At 36.3% G+C, this 17261-nt stretch carries 10 protein-coding genes; 5 read left to right on the top strand and 5 right to left on the bottom strand.

Features of this window, described 5'->3' with window-relative positions:
• Window positions 1–101: 101 nt before the first annotated feature.
• From porQ to rpsA, 4 genes are all read left to right on the top strand, one after another.
• Window positions 102–1133, top strand: a complete 1032-nt coding sequence (porQ, locus tag LB076_RS11090) for a type IX secretion system protein PorQ (protein ID WP_425598050.1) — start codon at window positions 102–104, stop codon at window positions 1131–1133.
• Window positions 1123–1833 (top strand): (d)CMP kinase, encoded by a 711-nt coding sequence (cmk, locus tag LB076_RS11085; protein ID WP_232505651.1) that lies wholly within the window; start codon window positions 1123–1125, stop codon window positions 1831–1833. Before porQ ends, cmk begins: the two co-directional genes overlap by 11 nt.
• 61 nt (window positions 1834–1894) lie before the next feature.
• Window positions 1895–3151, top strand: coding sequence for a nucleoside permease (locus tag LB076_RS11080; RefSeq protein ID WP_066335738.1), 1257 nt, complete (start codon window positions 1895–1897; stop codon window positions 3149–3151).
• Window positions 3152–3501: 350 nt separating this feature from the next.
• Window positions 3502–5280 carry a 30S ribosomal protein S1 gene (gene rpsA, locus LB076_RS11075; protein WP_066335515.1) on the top strand — a complete coding sequence of 593 codons (1779 nt, stop codon included), beginning with the start codon at window positions 3502–3504 and terminating at the stop codon, window positions 5278–5280.
• 130 nt (window positions 5281–5410) lie between these two features.
• On the opposite strand, the gene LB076_RS11070 is transcribed toward rpsA, so the two are convergent.
• From LB076_RS11070 to LB076_RS11050, 5 genes are all read right to left on the bottom strand, one after another.
• A complete protein-coding gene (locus LB076_RS11070) occupies window positions 5411–8362 on the bottom strand; it encodes an FAD-binding and (Fe-S)-binding domain-containing protein (protein ID WP_066335514.1) in 2952 nt (983 codons plus the stop codon).
• A 36-nt stretch (window positions 8363–8398) separates the two neighbouring features.
• Window positions 8399–10711: an aminotransferase class III-fold pyridoxal phosphate-dependent enzyme gene (locus LB076_RS11065; RefSeq protein WP_066335513.1), complete on the bottom strand. Its 2313-nt coding sequence runs from the start codon at window positions 10709–10711 to the stop codon at window positions 8399–8401.
• Between the two features lie 25 nt (window positions 10712–10736).
• A complete protein-coding gene (locus LB076_RS11060) occupies window positions 10737–12872 on the bottom strand; it encodes a beta-galactosidase (protein ID WP_066335512.1) in 2136 nt (711 codons plus the stop codon).
• Between the two features lie 17 nt (window positions 12873–12889).
• Window positions 12890–14896, bottom strand: a complete 2007-nt coding sequence (locus LB076_RS11055; RefSeq protein WP_066335507.1) for an MGH1-like glycoside hydrolase domain-containing protein — start codon at window positions 14894–14896, stop codon at window positions 12890–12892.
• A 547-nt stretch (window positions 14897–15443) separates the two neighbouring features.
• Window positions 15444–16253, bottom strand: coding sequence for a DUF1338 domain-containing protein (locus tag LB076_RS11050; protein ID WP_066335506.1), 810 nt, complete (start codon window positions 16251–16253; stop codon window positions 15444–15446).
• Between the two features lie 184 nt (window positions 16254–16437).
• On the opposite strand from LB076_RS11050, the gene LB076_RS11045 reads away from it, so the two are divergent.
• Window positions 16438–16908, top strand: a complete 471-nt coding sequence (locus tag LB076_RS11045) for an Lrp/AsnC family transcriptional regulator (RefSeq protein WP_066335504.1) — start codon at window positions 16438–16440, stop codon at window positions 16906–16908.
• Window positions 16909–17261: the final 353 nt, after the last annotated feature.

Below are 17261 nucleotides of genomic sequence, written 5' to 3'. Positions count from 1 at the left end.
CTATACTAAACAACGATTTTGGAATTTTATTTTATTTTTAAGATGCCAAAAAAAAAGGTATTACTAATATTATAGTTTTATCTTCGCTGGTACTAAATACTATGATGCAACTATTCAAAAAGAAGGTTTTATACTTTTTCTTATTGCTGTCTGTTTTTTCTCAGGCGCAAATAGGAGGAAAGGCAACATACCAATTTCTGAACTTAAGTACTTCGCCCAGACAAGCGGCACTTGGAGGCAAAACAGTAACCATTTATGATAACGATGTTAATCAAGTAAACTTTAATCCAGCTACTTTAAACCAAGAAATGCACAACCATTTGGCTTTGAATTATGGCAGCTATTTTGGAGAAGTAAGCTACGGTAACGCAGGCTACGCGTACACCTATGATAGGCATGTACAAACATTTTATGCTGGGGTTAATTATGTAAATTACGGAAGCTTTGAAGGCTATGATGAAAAGGGGCAAAAAACCAATTCTTTTTCAGGAAGTGAAGCCGCATTATCCCTCGGGTATGCCTACAATATTCCGTATACCACCATGTATGTAGGCGCCAATGCAAAACTAATATCGTCCACCTTAGAACGCTACCACTCTTTAGGAGGAGCCCTAGATTTAGGGTTTTTATTTATAGACGAGCGCAATGACGTTAACTGGGCTTTGGCAATCCGTAATGTAGGAATGCAATTTACTAGCTATTCTGAAATTAACGAAAAATTGCCATTAGAGATACTTATAGGCGTGTCTCAAGAGCTGGATCATGTTCCTTTACGCTGGCACCTTACCTTAGAGAATTTACAGCAGTGGAATGTTGCTTTTTCTAATCCAGAAAGAAGCATAACTACACTAGAGGGCACCACTACCCAAGAGAACGTTTCTTTTGTAAACAATGCCTTAAGACATGCAATTATTGGAGTAGAGCTGTTTCCTCAAAAAGCATTTAATTTAAGATTGGGATACAACTTTAGGCGAGCCGAAGAATTACGAATTCTTGAAAAACGCAATTTTTCAGGAGTCGCATTAGGTTTTGGATTAAAATTTAACAAATTAAAATTTAACTATTCGTATTCTAGGTACACTCTAGCGGGCAATACTAGTTTGTTTGGATTAACAATAAATTTTGAAAAATAATATTTTGAATAAAAAAATTACCATTGCAATTGATGGATTTTCATCCACAGGCAAATCTACTTTAGCAAAACAAGTGGCCAGTAAACTAGGATATGCCTACGTAGATACTGGTGCTATGTACCGTGCAATAACGTTATTTGCTATGAAAAAAGGCTATATTGGTGCCGGTTTTTTTGATAAAGAATCCTTAATTGCAGTTTTGGCAGAGGTAAAATTGCAGTTTAAATTTAATGAAGATTTAGGGTATGGAGAGATGTTTCTCAATGATGAAAATGTAGAGCAACAAATTCGGAAAATTGCGGTTTCTGGTTTTGTGAGCAAAGTAGCTGAAATTTCAGAAGTGCGTTCTAAATTAGTAGAGCAACAACAGCAAATGGGCAAAGACAAAGGCATTGTAATGGACGGAAGGGATATCGGTACGGTGGTTTTTCCGGATGCAGAGCTTAAAATTTTTATGACAGCAACGGCTGCAACCCGAGCACAAAGGCGTTACCAGGAGTTGCTTGCCAAAGGAGATTTGGTAACCCACGAAGCAGTCTTGAAAAATGTTGAGGAGCGCGATTATATCGACACCCATAGAGAAAATTCTCCTCTAAAAATAGCCCCAAATGCAACAACTATAGACAACTCCAACCTTACCAAAGAAGCCCAATTTGACTTAGTAATGCAATTGGTAACAAACGTACTTGTTGTGGTTTAAGTCAAGTATTGCCTTAGGTAGTTATGTTTACAGGAACTAATAAAAACAATTTATTCAGATGATTGGGATTAAAAACAGGTTGGTTTTAATGAATTTCTTGCAGTTTTTTATCTGGGGTTCTTGGTTGCTTACCATTGGTGCCTATTGGTTCAATAACAAACACTGGTCTGGTACCGAGTTCGGAATTATATTCTCTACCATGGGGATTTCGTCTGTATTCATGCCAGCATTTACAGGCATTATTTCGGATAGGTTTATTAATGCCGAAAAATTATACAGCATTCTCCATCTCTTGGGAGGCGTGTCTTTGGTTTGTTTGCCTATGGTAGATAACCCAACTACGTTTTTTTGGGTCATGCTTGTAAACATGTTTTTTTATATGCCAACTATTTCTTTATCCATTACTGTGGCCTATAATGCTTTGATTGCTGCTAATTTAGATGTGGTAAAACAGTATCCTTCTGTCCGGATTTGGGGTACTATTGGGTTTATAGTTGCTTTGTGGGTAGTGAGTTTAACGCATAACGAAACCTCTGCCAATCAATTTTATATTGCAGCTGCGGTATCGTTTTTATTAGCAACCTATGCTTTGACGTTGCCAAAATGCCTTCCGATGTCTAAAATAGATACCCGAACTACTTTTACTCACGCATTGGGTCTGCATGCTTTTGAGTTATTCAAACAGAAAAAATTTGCGGTGTTTTTTACCTTCTCCATGTTGTTAGGCGCTGCGCTACAATTAACCAATGCCTATGGAGATACCTACATACATGATTTTGCTAACATAGAAAAATACCAAGATAGTCTTGCAGTTAGATATCCCGCAATTATTATGTCTGTATCTCAAGTATCCGAAACTTTATTTATACTAGCAATTCCGTTTTTTTTAAGAAAATTTGGCATCAAATACGTCATGTTTTTAAGCATGTTGGCTTGGGTATTGCGTTTTGGCTTGTTTGCTTTCGGGAATCCCACAGACGGATTATGGATGATTATTATGTCTTGCGTAGTGTACGGTATGGCATTTGATTTTTTTAATATATCGGGTTCTTTATTTGTAGAGACCCAAACCAATCCTAAAATACGAGGAAGCGCTCAAGGCTTATTTATGATGATGGTAAATGGTTTTGGAGCTTTAATTGGAAGTTTTGCTAGTGGGTATCTTATTGAGCATTATTTTACCCTTGCAGATGGTAGTAGGCAATGGCAACATATTTGGCTAAGCTTTGCCGCTTATGCTTTAGTGCTTGCAATTATTTTTCCGTTTGTGTTTAAGTACAAGCACAATCCCAAAGAGATTCTGGATTTAAACCACTAATTCTTCAATAGGTTTAGCTTATTTATACCTTCAAAAACCTAGTTTAAAAATCCTTGGGTCGCTTATTTACTTATCAGATACCATCTGGCAAACACTGTATTTCTAAACTTTGTATAAAAAAAAGCGATAGCAAGCTCAAAATCTGCAATAGGTCCAGATATTTTGTTACTGATTTTCAATAACTTGTCTTTGAATTAATTTTTTGTTGTTTCAAAAAAAAGTATTACTTTTGCACACCTTTTGGTGGATAAGAGTTTCCATTAGGGATAAATTAATTATACAAACAACTTCTGTTGTTTTCTGCTACTTTATGAAACTCAAGAAAATACAGAATACAAATTTTAATCAGCATGTCTGAACAAATCCAATCACAAGAAGAGTTTTTAGCAAATTTTAACTGGCATAACTTTGAAGAAGGTATTGATCCAGTAGATGAGAAAAACTTACAAGAATTTGAAGAATTAGTATCTAAAACATTCATCGCTACAGACCAAGAAGAAGTAGTAGATGGTACTGTTGTTAGAATTACAGATAGAGACGTTATTGTTGATATCAACGCAAAATCAGAAGGTGTAATTTCTTTGAACGAATTCCGTTACAACCCAAATTTAAAAGTAGGGGATACGGTTGAAGTATTAATTGATATCCGTGAAGACAAAACTGGACAACTAGTTTTATCTCACAGAAAAGCACGTACTATCAAATCATGGGATAGAGTTATTGCTGCAAACGAAACTGGTGAAATTGTTAATGGTTTTGTAAAATGCAGAACTAAAGGTGGTATGATCGTAGATGTTTTCGGAATTGAAGCATTCTTACCAGGATCTCAAATTGATGTTAAACCAATTAGAGATTACGATGTTTACGTAAACAAAACAATGGAATTCAAAGTTGTGAAAATCAACCACGAATTTAAAAACGTTGTTGTATCTCACAAAGCGCTTATTGAAGCGGATATTGAAGTACAGAAAAAAGAAATCATTGGTCAATTACAAAAAGGACAAGTATTAGAAGGTGTGGTTAAAAACATTACTTCTTATGGTGTCTTTATTGACTTAGGTGGAGTTGATGGATTAATTCACATTACGGATCTTTCTTGGTCTAGAATTAACCACCCATCTGAAGTTCTAGAATTAGACCAAAAATTAAATGTTGTAATCCTTGATTTCGATGATGAGAAAACAAGAATTCAATTAGGATTGAAACAATTAAACGCACACCCTTGGGATGCTCTAGATGCTAACTTAGCAATTGGAGACAAAGTAAAAGGTAAAGTAGTTGTAATCGCTGATTACGGTGCTTTCATCGAAGTTGCTGAAGGTGTTGAAGGTTTAATCCACGTTTCTGAAATGTCTTGGTCTACTCATTTACGTTCTGCACAAGATTTCGTAAAAGTAGGGGATGTTGTTGAAGCTGTTATCTTAACTTTAGATAGAGATGACCGTAAAATGTCATTAGGTATCAAACAATTGTCTCAAGACCCTTGGACAGATATTACTTCTAAATACCCTGTAGGTTCTAAACATTCAGGTATTGTTAGAAACTTTACTAACTTTGGTATCTTTGTAGAATTAGAAGAAGGAATTGATGGATTAATTTACATCTCTGACTTATCTTGGACTAAGAAAATCAAACACCCATCTGAGTTTGTAAACGTTGGTGAAAAACTAGATGTTGTAGTATTAGAATTAGATGTTGACGGACGTAAATTATCTTTAGGTCATAAACAAACTACTCCTAATCCTTGGGATCAATACGAAGGTTCATTTGCTGTTGGAACTGTCCACACAGGTGAAATTGCTGAGATTGTTGATAAAGGAGCTACAGTAGAATTTGGAGACGATATCGTTGCTTTCATTCCTACACGTCACCTTGAAAAAGAAGATGGTAAGAAATTGAAAAAAGGAGAATCTGCTGAGTTCAAAGTAATTGAATTTAACAAAGAATTCAAAAGAGTAGTTGCCTCTCACACTGCTATCTTCCGTGAAGAAGAAGAGAAAAATGTGAAAGCCGCTACAGAAAACACTTCTTCTGCTTCAAACACTAATGCACCAGCTGCTACTCTAGGAGATAGTAACGATGTATTAGCTGCCTTGAAAGCTAAAATGGAAAAATCAGAGAAAAAATAATTCTCCACTTTTTTATACTAAAAAGCCTCACAGTAATGTGAGGCTTTTTTTGTAGTATTTATGAGTTGAATCTAAGAATGCTTAAAACAATAGTTCTAAAATAAGTACCATTGTTTTAAGCTCTTTATATTTATTTTAAGGCACTATACAGTATAACAACCGGATGTTGGGCCTCATGTTTGGTTCCATCCGCAATTTGATGCCTACAGCTAGTTCCAGAAGCAGCAATAAGAGTACTTTTTTCTTCGGATCGGATGGCAGGAAACAAAACAAGTTCTCCTATTTTCATAGAAAGGGAATAATGCTCTTTTTCATAACCAAAAGAACCCGCCATTCCGCAACAGCCACTTGGGATGTTTAGAACCTGGTAGTTTTTAGGCAACATGAGCATCTTTTTTAATGGTACCACAGAAGATAATGTTTTTTGAAAACAATGTCCATGCATGCGTACGCGTTCGGGTTTGTCTGTAAATTGATCCGAAGTTATCCTTCCGTGTTCTATTTCTTGTGCTATAAATTCTTCAATTAGTAAGGTTCTGCTGGCAATTTTTTTTGCTTTTTCTTTCAAATCGCCACGGCATAAGTCAGGATATTCGTCTCTAAAGGAAAGTATTGCCGAGGGTTCTATGCCTATTAAAACCTGGGTTTTGGGTAGTTCTTTTTCAAAATCGATAATGTTTTTTTCGGCAATTTCACGAGCTTCTTTTAGCATTCCTTTAGACAAATAGGTACGGCCGCTAATGCCAATTTTGGGTAGTATTACTTGATATCCCAAACGGTTTAATAGCTTTACTGCTGTTTGACCAATTGCAACGTCGTAGTAGTTTAAAAATTCATCGTTGTATAAATAAACGGTTCCGTGTACAAAATTTCCTTCTTGAACGTGTTTTTCCATCCATTTTTCAAAAGTAATGTGATGCATCAAAGGCAACGTTCTTTTGGTTGTAAAGCCAGTTGTTTTTTGGATTAAAGTACCCAAAATACCTTTGGTGGATAAATTGTATAACCAAGGAGCAGCTGCAAAAAATTGGTTTATTTTTGGCGTGTTGGCAATAAGTAATGTTCTAAAATTAATGCCGTTTTTTTGGTAATAATGTTGGTAGGTTTCGGCTTTGAGTTTTGCCATATCCACATTTGATGGACACTCGGATTTGCAACCTTTGCAACTCAGACACAAGTCAAGAACCTCTATAAGGGCTTTGCTGTCAAATTTGTTTTCAGTGCTGCCATGAGTAATGGTTTCTCTCAATAGATTTGCTCTAGCGCGGGTTGTGTGTTTTTCGTTTCGTGTAGCCATATAACTTGGACACATGGTACCACCGCTTTTTTCTGTTTTTCGGCAATCACCAGATCCATTACACATTTCAGTAGCAGCCAGAATGCCGTTTTGTTCTGAGAAATCAAAATAGGTTTCAATAGGAGCAGTGGTTTGTCCAGCTGTATACCTCAGGTGGGTATCCATTGGCGGACTGTTCACAATTTTTCCGGGGTTAAAAACATTCCAGGGGTCCCAACTGTGTTTTATTTGCAAAAATAAGTTGTAAATTTCGGTACCAAGCATTAATGGAATAAACTCTGCACGCAATCTTCCATCACCATGTTCGCCACTAAGAGAGCCTTTGTATTTTTTTACTAAATGAGCAATATCTGTAGCAATGGTTCTAAAGAGCTCAGTTCCTTCTTTGGTTTTTAAATTAAGTATAGGGCGCAAGTGTAACTCTCCGGTTGCGGCATGGGCATAATGCACACAATTTAAATTCCGTTGTTTTAAAATGGCATTAAATTCTTCAATAAAATCAGGTAAATCGTTTACATCTACGGCAGTGTCTTCTACTACCGCTACTGCTTTTGCATCTCCAGGAATATTTGATAACAACCCTAATCCAGCTTTTCTTAAACTCCAAACCTTGTTGGTATCTTCGCCATAAACAATAGGAAAATGGTGTCCTAAGTTTTTAGAACGCATCTGTGCTTCCATCTCTTTGGCAATTTGTGCTATTTCTTCTGGGGTATCTCTCAAAAATTCTATAGCCAGTATGGCCTTGGGATCTCCTTTTACAAAAAAACGATTTTTGCTTTGCTCCAGGTTTTCTTTGGTACAATCTAAGATATAATGGTCTATTAATTCCACACTATTAGGTTGGAATTTTAGCGCTTCCAAATTTGCCTTTAAGGCTTCGTTAATGCTGTCAAAATGCACGCATATTAATGCAGCTAAGGGTTTTAGAGCCTCTACTAGATTTAGTTTTATGGCAGTAGAAAAAAATAAAGTTCCTTCGGATCCAGCTATTAATTTGCAAAAATTAAATTTTTCTTCAGAATTTTTAAAAGGCATGCTTGTTGCTAATAAATCTAGGGCATATCCTGTGTTTCTTCTGGGGATGGATTTTTTTGGAAAATTTTGTTCTATTAAATGCGTGTTTTCTGCAGAGGATAAAATCGCTTTTATTTGTACATAAATTGCTTGTTCAAGCGGGCTAACCACATTGACTCCTTGGCATTTTTCTTCAAATTCTTCGTTGGTTAAAGCCCCAAAGGTTACTTGGTTACCATCTGCCAGAAAACCAGTTATTTCTAATAAATGGTCTCGGGTAGAACCGTAAATTACCGATCTAGCACCACAGGCATTGTTGCCAACCATGCCGCCTATCATGCATCGGTTACTAGTAGAGGTTTCGGGGCCAAAAAACAATTGGTATGGCTTTAGATACAAGTTCAATTCGTCACGGATAACTCCGGGTTCTACCCAAACGGTTTTGTTTTGGGTATCTAAAGAGAGTATTTTAGTAAACTCTTGCGAGATATCCACAATTATTCCGTTGCCCACCACTTGTCCTGCAAGTGAGGTTCCTGCGGCTCGAGGAACAATACTTGTTTTATTTTCTCGGGCAAAATTAATTATTTTTTGAATATCCTCTTTGGTCTTTGGAACAGCTACAGCCAAAGGCATTTCTTTATAAACACTTGCATCTGTTGCGTATAACAAACGGCTGCTTGAATCCCAGGATAAGCTACCTTCTAATTGTTTTTCTAAATCTGCAAGATGTATCTCGGTTGCTAGCGGTGGTTTTTTGTTTTCCATTTAAAATGAAATTAATTGTAATCTATTATGGTTTAATTAGTTGCTTGGGTGTAATAACTCGCTAAGTGCTACCTCTAATAAGTGTACCATTTCATCGGCATTGTCTTTGTTAAACGGCATGGGAGGTTTTATTTTTAATACGTTGTGTAAGGGGCCATCGGTACTTAGTAGATAGCCTTTTTCTTTCATTTTTTCTACTATTTGATCAATTTCAGCAACAGCTGGTTCTTTAGTAATTGGATCTTTGACCATTTCGGCTCCTAAAAACAAACCATGGCCACGTACATCACTAATAATAGGGTATTTGTGCATTAGGCTTTTAAGCCCAGCCATCAGATGGTTTCCTACCTCTAGTGCGTGTTGTTGCATTTCTTCGTCTTGGATAACATTTAGTACTGCCAATCCTGCGGTCATGGATACTGGATTGCCTCCAAAAGTGTTAAAATACTCCATACCATTATGGAATGCCTCTGCAATTTCTTTGGTAACAATAACTGCAGCTAAAGGATGTCCATTGCCGATTGGTTTTCCCAAAACAACAATGTCTGGCACTACATCTTGTAGTTCAAAACCCCAAAAATGGGTTCCGATACGTCCAAAACCTACTTGTACCTCATCGGCTATACAAACGCCTCCTGCTGCTCTGACGTGTTGGTACACATTTTTTAGATAGTTTTCAGGAAGTGGAATTTGTCCGCCTACGCCCAAAAGAGTTTCGCAAATAAATACTGCAGGTGCTTTGTTCTCATGTTTTAACTCTTGGATAATGCGTGCAACATCTGCAGCATATTTTGGGCCTGCATTGGCATCCGTATAGGTATATGGTCCACGATATTGATCTGGATTGATGGCTTTATGGATCCAAGGCATTTGCCCAAAACCGCCTTTACTATCAAATTTATAAGGACTCATTTCCATGGCTACTGTAGAGGTGCCGTGGTAGGCGTGATCCAATACAATAATGTCTTTTTGCTTGGTGTAATGACGGCTCATTCGGATGGCTAAATCATTGGCCTCACTGCCTGAATTAACAAAATAACAAACACTTAGTGCATCCGGTAATGTGTCGGTAAGTTTTTGAGCATATTCTATTATAGTGTCATTTAAATACCGAGTATTGGTGTTTAAGGTTGCAATTTGTTTTTGCATTTTTTTGACCACCACAGGATGACAATGACCTACGTGAGAGGGGTTGTTTACACAATCTACAAAAGTTCTTCCTTTGTCATCATAAAGATATTGTAAGGCGCCTTTTGTTATTTTTAGCTTGTCTTTGTAACCAATACTTAAATTTTTGCCAAGTTTTTGCTGCCGAAGATTTACTAAATCATGGTAATTTTGATCATCAATTATAGCAGTAAAACCACACGCTTTTCTGAAATGGTCTTCTGCCTTTATAGGATTTATTTTGATAAGTTGGTATAATAAGTTCCAGGCGGGTTTTTCGGTAATAAAGTGGTGCTCGTTATTGCTGTCTAAAGAACTGTTGTAAGCAGATTGGGTTACACTAATGCAAAGTCTTGCGGCAATTAGATAATACAAAACACCTACTTCTTGCTCGGTAAGAGAATAAGAGCTATGGTATCCTTTTACAATTGCTGTAGCTACCTCTAATGGCTCTTTTTCTTCGAGCATAGCATAGGTGCAGGTAATGGCAAGATTATTTATAAGAGCCGTATAGACCATGTCTCCAAAATCGATCAAACCACTAATTTGGTTTCCTTGAGTTAATACATTATAATCATTTGCATCATTGTGTATATATGCATGGCGCAAATGATGTATTTTTGGAAGTACTTCGGTTTCAAATTGTAATAAAAAATACCCTGCAATACGTCTTTTTTCATGGTTTAAAATGTGATGCAAAGCATCGTTGGCTTCAGTAGCACGACTAATGTCCCAGCTGTAGTTGCGGTGCATTGCAGGATGAGAAAAATGTTGTAATTCAGAATCCATGCTTCCCATAAATGCTCCCAAATTAGTGTGTAATTCGTTGGATTTAACCGCTTGATCTACCCAGAAAGTACCTTCTAAAAAGTTTAAAATTCGGACGTAATAGGTTTTAGAATCTTTTTCTATTTTGGTTAAGGCTTCTCCTTGTTTATTAAAGCAAAAATGCTGAAAATGTGTAGCCATTTTGCTATTTGCTAGATGGGCTATAATGGCAACTTGCGCTTCCAGAAAAGGAAAAGAATGGGCTTCGTTGGTTATTTTTAAAATATATTTTTCTTTTTTTTCATCGGACAAAAGAAAATTTAACTCCTCATAACCATTGAGTGCTTTTGCGGTGGTAGTAAGTCCATAATGGTCTTGTACTAGTTGTTGGATCGTGGTTTCTGAAAAATTCATGGGTATACTTTTAATAGGTTATATTTTATTTCCAAATTAAGGCTTGTGCTGGTTGCAACGGATTTTGTCCTACCAATATTTTACTTGCTTTTGGCATTGCTATAGTAACGGGTTCATTGCTATAATTTACCGCTACATAAAAGCCGTCTCTCCATTCTACAAGCACGCCTTTGGGTAGGTTTTCGATGGCTACATTTGCCCGACTGTATACTTCTCGTACAAGTTGTTTTTCTAGGCTTCCGTCTGTGCTTTCTACACCAATGTAGGTAACGGTTCCTTTTCCTAATTTTCGAGTGATAGCAGCTGCTTTACCTTTATAAAATTGGTCTTCGTAGGTGGCCAATATTTCAGTTCCTTTTTTGGGACTAAGTACATCTGCCCAGGTATTCCATTTAAAAAGTGTATTGGCTGCTTTTACGGTTCCTTCTACATCGGTAACTAGTACGTCAAAAAAATCGAGATCGGCTCCAATTAAAGGCACAATAGGTGCGCTCCAGTTGGCTTCAAAAAAATGACCTTCTTTATCTTTTTGACCTGTTCTGCAAGATAGTATTAAGTGTCCTCCATTTTGAACGTAGTTAGTCCATTTGGCAACTAATTTTGAATCAATGAGCTGGTAGGCTGGTGCCACTATAAAAGGATAGTCTTCAAAATTGGTTTCTTCGGTAATAAAATCCATTGGTGCTGCAGTAGATTTTATGGCAGATGTATAGGTATTTCGGTGTTTCCAGGTGTTCCAGTATTTGGTTTGTTTTTGATTTTCTAAATCCCAAAGATTGTCATGACTCCACAAAAAACCTGTTTTTCTTTGGGCTAAATTTTCAGGATAAGTTGCTGTAGGCTGGTATTCTTGACGCAATTTTTTCATGTCTTGTATGGCTTCAACAAACTCTTTGCCACCCGTGGATAGTGTTACACCATCGGTGCCTACAATGCCTTCGTGATACATTTCACTGCTTCCTAACGGATGTCTGTAACGGTAAGTACACGTAAAGGAACAACCACCTCCAAAGGCCTGCGAAATCCACATATGTACCGTACCAGGAAGCAATTGGGGATTCACGCTTGCCCAATTTACTTGTCCGGGTTGTAGTTCCATAACACCAGTAACGCCGTTAATAGAGCGGTAGTAGTCATTGGCTTCAAAAATTTTGTTTGGAGACCCCATTCTAAAATTGTCTCCGCCTAAATGATTTTGACCACTTACCGGATACATGGTATAGGTGATAAAATCCATTTGGTTAGCACTACGCGGATCAGCATCATAAATCACATTGGTAAAATTAGTGGTGATCCACTGTTTTGGATCAATGTGTGTCCGGAGTATTTCTGCTTGTTTGTTTAAGAAATTTGCTTGGGCATCGGAGGTAAATCTTTTAAAATCTAAAACGGCATGTGGACTTAATTTGTCTTCAAAATAAATTTCGGCATTAGGCAGTAGGATTTGTTCAAAATTAGAATAACGCGTACTCCAAAAACTACCTACCCATGCTGTATTGAGTTTTTCAATGGTTTGGTACTTGGTTTTGAGCCAAACCTGAAATGCTTTGCGTGCTGATGGACTAAAATCGGCGGTTCCTAAGGGTTCATTATCAATTTGCCATCCCATTACATTTTTGTTTTTGCCATAGCGTTTGGCTAACTGGGTTACAATTTGGGCTGTAAATTGGTTGTATTTTTCGTTAGTTACCGCTATATTGGCTCTATTGCCATGTTCTCTACGTCTGCCATTGGCATCTACAAGATAAATTTCGGGATATTTTTCTCCCATCCATGCCGGAGGTGTGGGTGTAGGGGTACAAAGAATAACTTTTAGGCCTTCTTTCTCGGCTAGTGCTAGGGCATCATCTAACCATTTAAAATCATATTTTCCTTGTTCTGGTTCCAGGAATGTCCAAGCAAATTCTGCAAAATGGGTAAACTCAAAGCCTAACTTTTTAATGTTTTTTAGATCCCGTTCCCATTGTTCTCTAGGCCATTGTTCAGGATAATAATATACCCCAATTTGCATTAAATCTGGTTTTGAAAAAAAAGTTTTTGGATCTTTTTTCTGCAAAGGAGTTGCTGTTTTTTCTTGTGCATATAGCCTGTTTAATTGCAAACTAAATACCAATAGGCAAAGCGGAAGCAATCTGGATAGGAGTGAGTTATGGTGGTTCATTTTTTGGTTTTTCAGAATTAATTATTTAAAAGTAAAAGTAAGTAATGTGCTGCAGACCAACTAAAACTTTCGGCCTCTAATCCTTTACCGCTTAAGGGGTGGTAATTTTCTCTAATAGACATTCCTTTATTCAGGGCACCTTCGGCATTATGGATAAGTTTGTAGGTTAGTTGTTGGGATTCTTTTTTGAAGCCTTGTTTTTCTAGGCCGTGAATACCAAAATAACTTTGGTCTAACCAAATCGGTCCTCTCCAATACCCGTTATCTGGTTTAAACTTAGGGTTGTTTGCCGCCAAAGTAGGCAAGGGTACCAAGGTATTAAAGGTGTTTGGATCCATTAAATTATTTTTGATGGCTCGAGCTTGTTTTGAGGTTGCTACTCCTGCCCATAGAGGTAAATAGCCTTCGCATCCCATTTGTTTTATAAAAGACGTACCATCGAGTGTGGTATCATAGAACCAACCGGTTTTTGGGTCCCAAAATTGGATTTGCAATTGTTTTTTTAGGGTGCTACTCTCTTGCTTCCATTTTTTTTGATCTTGGCTTAGTTTTAAAACAGTTGCCATTTGGTTTAAGTAGTTTTTTTCGGCATACAAAAAAGCATTTAAATCCACGCTTTCTTGATCTATTGAATAGGCTTTTTCATTGTTTTTAAGCATTTTGCTGTGATCAAACCGCACGGCGTTATCCATGCCGCTTTCCCATTTTCCAGCAATCAAACTACCATCTGTTGCGCCAAATTCGCAGATTCCGTCTTGGTCATTATCTCGCTCGTTATACCACCATGCATGGTATTTTTGTAATTTTGGATACATTTCGGTAATAAAAGCAAGATCTTTTGTTTGTTGGTAAATTTCCCATACGGCCCAAGCAGCTAGTGGTGCTTTGGTGTTTCTGTAGTTATTGGTTTCAATAGAGGTGTCTCTAAAGATACAGTCCGGAATAAAACCGTTAGGCTCCTGAAAGTCAAACAAAGCACGGATTTGGTTTTTGGCCAATTGGGCATCATAATGTGCTATTGCTGCGGCGTGTTTCCAGCTGTCCCAAGCCCAAAATCCATGAAATCCTTGGTAGTGGTAGCTAGGAAATAAGCCGTCATGTTGTAAGCCTTCAGCAGCAATCCGAGTATTGTTTTGTAGAGTGAGTACTAGCTTAGACATAAAAATGGTATAGGGATCCGTTTGGTATATGGGTTTCATTTGTGCCTTTAGATGTGCTAATTGGTTTTCTTTTACTTGTTTGGTTTGGTCTAAAACAGTAGCAAAATTAGCGTTTGTTATTTCTTCTTGCTCTGTTTTCCAATTGTATTGCGGAAAAATAAAGGTTTGAGAAATTACCATTTCTTTAGTTTCGTTTGGTTTTAATACCACCTTGTTTGTGGTGGCCTTAAAACCTTTATTTGTAACTTGAATGTTGCTGGATTGTTCTTTTATAAATTGCAAATACCCAACGGCATTACTTTTTGTGGAAACTATTTTTAAGGCATTTTGTTCTACAGAGAGTTGTAAATCCGTAAGATGTATCTTAGAATAATAGGTAGGAGTAAAGACAATAGGTTTGGACGAAATATTGGTAATGCTTGTTTTTTGGATAGCGGTATGTCCGGATAAAAAGACCAATTGCTGCTCCACACGTAAGGTATTATCCTGAAATTTTTGTTCCAGATGGCTATTGTAGCTCGTTTGGGTAACCAAAGATTTTTTCCAGTCCATTACTTCTTGTTGTTGTTCATTTATCAGATGCATAGAAACAAAAGAAGTACTTAACCAAACCCCATTTTGTTGGGTCATTAAAAAAGGGCCTGCAAACCCGGCTTGAACCTCTGAGGGAGCTAATAAACCATAAGCAAACCAAGCGCCTTTGTCTGAAAATGCCAATGCTTCTTTGTAGGATGCCTCTGTTGGGTTGCCGGTGTAGTTTAAATTGTTTTTACTTAGTTCTAAAATTTTATATTTTTCTTGAGCAAAATTTGCTTGTGTTATTACTAAGGCTACTAAAATATAAAAGTATTTTTTTGGGTGCATATCTATTGGTTTATTGGAGCAGTTTTTACGAAACAAATTGGTTTTTATTTCTTAAATGATTTTAATCTCTAAAGGTATCTTTTTTATATTAAAAAAGAATAGCTCAAAACAGAAATGAGCTATTCTTTTGCATTCCAAAACGGGTAGTTTTGTTACGTTGTATTTTTGTTAAAAGATATTTTTGGTACTAAAGATTTTTGTTTAGGGGGCAAAAAGGGTGTTGGCTATATCTTCTAATTAATTTAGGATATAGTAGGGTACCAATTCTATTCTGGTTACAGAATTTCTTTTTTAACAAAACAACAGTCCTTGGCAACTAATGGTTGCTCTGAGTCGTTTTATACAAGGGTTAACGGAATAACATAAAACACCCAAGGAAACTTTGGACTAAAAAAAACAGTGCTACGACAGTTTTAAAACCTTAAAAAAAACAAATAGGTTGTCTAAAATTAGTATTGCTACAGTATGTATAGCGAACCCATCCCTATACAGATATAAATAGGCTGTGCAGGGATGGGAGTTGACTAAATAGACAACTTTGGTGCAATTATTTTTGTAATTTTACATCTGTGCTTTCAAAAATTTTATCTGCTGATGCCGCAATAAAACCTTGGTATAACGCTCCGTTGGCCATTGGGTATCGCAAAGCAAATTCATAATAACAAGACGGAATTTGTTGTTCTCCTTCTTTAAAATGAATGGTTTGTAAATCTGCCAAGGTGCTAGATTGTTCTAATAATTGTTCTGGAGTACCTTTTATTTTTCCGCCAGAAGCGTTTAATTTCCAACCATTATTTTCCAAAAATTGGTTCAAATCCTGTAAGGTTTTAAACCCTTCTAGCGCATTGGTGTTTATCGTAAAATGATTGGCACGGAAACCATATACATACATCCAAGCAGCATATTCGGACTCGGCTAATAATTTTTGATAAATTTCTTGCGAGTTGGCCTCCCAAACCGTGCCGCTAATTACAAGTTCTGGGTTTTCAAATACCGCAGGATCACAGCTATCTAGAATTTGTTTGACCGTTTGTTGCAATTCAGAAGAACATTTTTCGAGTTCTAACTCAGAGATAAAAATTCTAGGAGCATTTTTATCTGTAGTATGTTCGTAATGTTTGGCAAATAATTTTTTGGACTCAAAAATATAGTCTCCTTTTTCTTCGTAGCCCAATTGTACAAAAAGTTTTTCTAGTACAGCAATACTGACTCTTGGATCATTAAAGGTTCTGATGGCTATATGGTCGTTTTCTATTTTTTCTCCTTTTTGTTCTAAAAGGTCGTGAATTTTTTTGGCAGAAGGAGTAATTGCAGCGTATTGCTCCCATAATTTTGAAAGTAATTGAGACTTGTTCATTTGTACCCGTATTAAAATGTTACTATGACACAAATATAGCTAGATTAATGTCATAATATTACTGTAACCTGTTTATTATTAATATAGCGTCAAAAAAGCTATTTTTTATGTAAATTTGACATTTTAAAAAATAGAACACCCCTTAGAATTGTCAAAATTATAGAATGTATAACTAAACACGAATATGTCTCAGATAAAACACAACGAAAACACGGATTATTTAGACCAAGAAATTATTAGAAAATTAGATGAAAATGGTAGAATTCCTTTCTCGGAAATTGCAAAAGAACTTCAGATCTCTAATTCTTTGGTGCACTTGCGAGTTAGAAAAATGCAAGAATTGGGTATAATTACTGGTTTTTCAGTAAAACTAAACCCAAAAGAAATTGGTTTTGAAACCATTACATATACTGGGATTACCACCAAAGAGGCACATTATTCTTATTTGATATCGGAGAAACTAAAAATGATTCCGGAGGTAGTTGAATGCCATTGGGTTTCGGGTAAGTATGCTTTATTTATTAAAATTGTGGCTCCCAATAATGAAGAATTACGTAAAATATTGTACGAGCAAATACATCAGATTGAAGGAGTAGGAGGGACGGATTCTTTTATTTCTTTTGGTTCTGCCTTCGAAAAAAACTTACCAGTATAATTGGTGTACCTTGATTATATAAGGAACTAAAAATACCTCATAAACAAAATGCTGTTTTTGTAAACCAATCTGAAATCTAGATACCTATATTTTTATTTTCCATTTATTTGTAAGTAGTTTTTAGGTTAGCAAAACCATTAAATTTACCTTAAACTTACAATAAATTAACCACTACTTAAGAATTTCTTAAAGCAAATAAAGTTAACTAATAGTAAATTTTAAAGACCTTTGTCTCTCAAAAGTTTACTATTAGTAATTATTTATTGCTGTCATGAAAAATTTAAAAAAAATAACTACCTCGTTTAAGGTTTTTTTAACCTTAGCAGCATCCGTGCAAAATGGGGCATTTAAAT

It is taken from the genome of Flavobacterium crassostreae (assembly GCF_001831475.1).
GTDB classification, from domain to species: domain Bacteria; phylum Bacteroidota; class Bacteroidia; order Flavobacteriales; family Flavobacteriaceae; genus Flavobacterium; species Flavobacterium crassostreae.
This window is presented reverse-complemented; position numbering and strand designations above follow the sequence as displayed.

Excerpts from the sequence above, each read along its gene's own strand:
- porQ (WP_425598050.1), top strand. The coding sequence starts at position 102 with ATGATGCAACTATTCAAAAAGAAGGTTTTATACTTTTTCTTATTGCTG.
- rpsA (WP_066335515.1), top strand. The coding sequence starts at position 3,502 with ATGTCTGAACAAATCCAATCACAAGAAGAGTTTTTAGCAAATTTTAAC.
- LB076_RS11070 (WP_066335514.1), bottom strand. The coding sequence starts at position 8,362 with ATGGAAAACAAAAAACCACCGCTAGCAACCGAGATACATCTTGCAGAT.
- LB076_RS11065 (WP_066335513.1), bottom strand. The coding sequence starts at position 10,711 with ATGAATTTTTCAGAAACCACGATCCAACAACTAGTACAAGACCATTAT.
- LB076_RS11060 (WP_066335512.1), bottom strand. The coding sequence starts at position 12,872 with ATGAACCACCATAACTCACTCCTATCCAGATTGCTTCCGCTTTGCCTA.
- LB076_RS11055 (WP_066335507.1), bottom strand. The coding sequence starts at position 14,896 with ATGCACCCAAAAAAATACTTTTATATTTTAGTAGCCTTAGTAATAACA.
- LB076_RS11050 (WP_066335506.1), bottom strand. The coding sequence starts at position 16,253 with ATGAACAAGTCTCAATTACTTTCAAAATTATGGGAGCAATACGCTGCA.
- LB076_RS11045 (WP_066335504.1), top strand. The coding sequence starts at position 16,438 with ATGTCTCAGATAAAACACAACGAAAACACGGATTATTTAGACCAAGAA.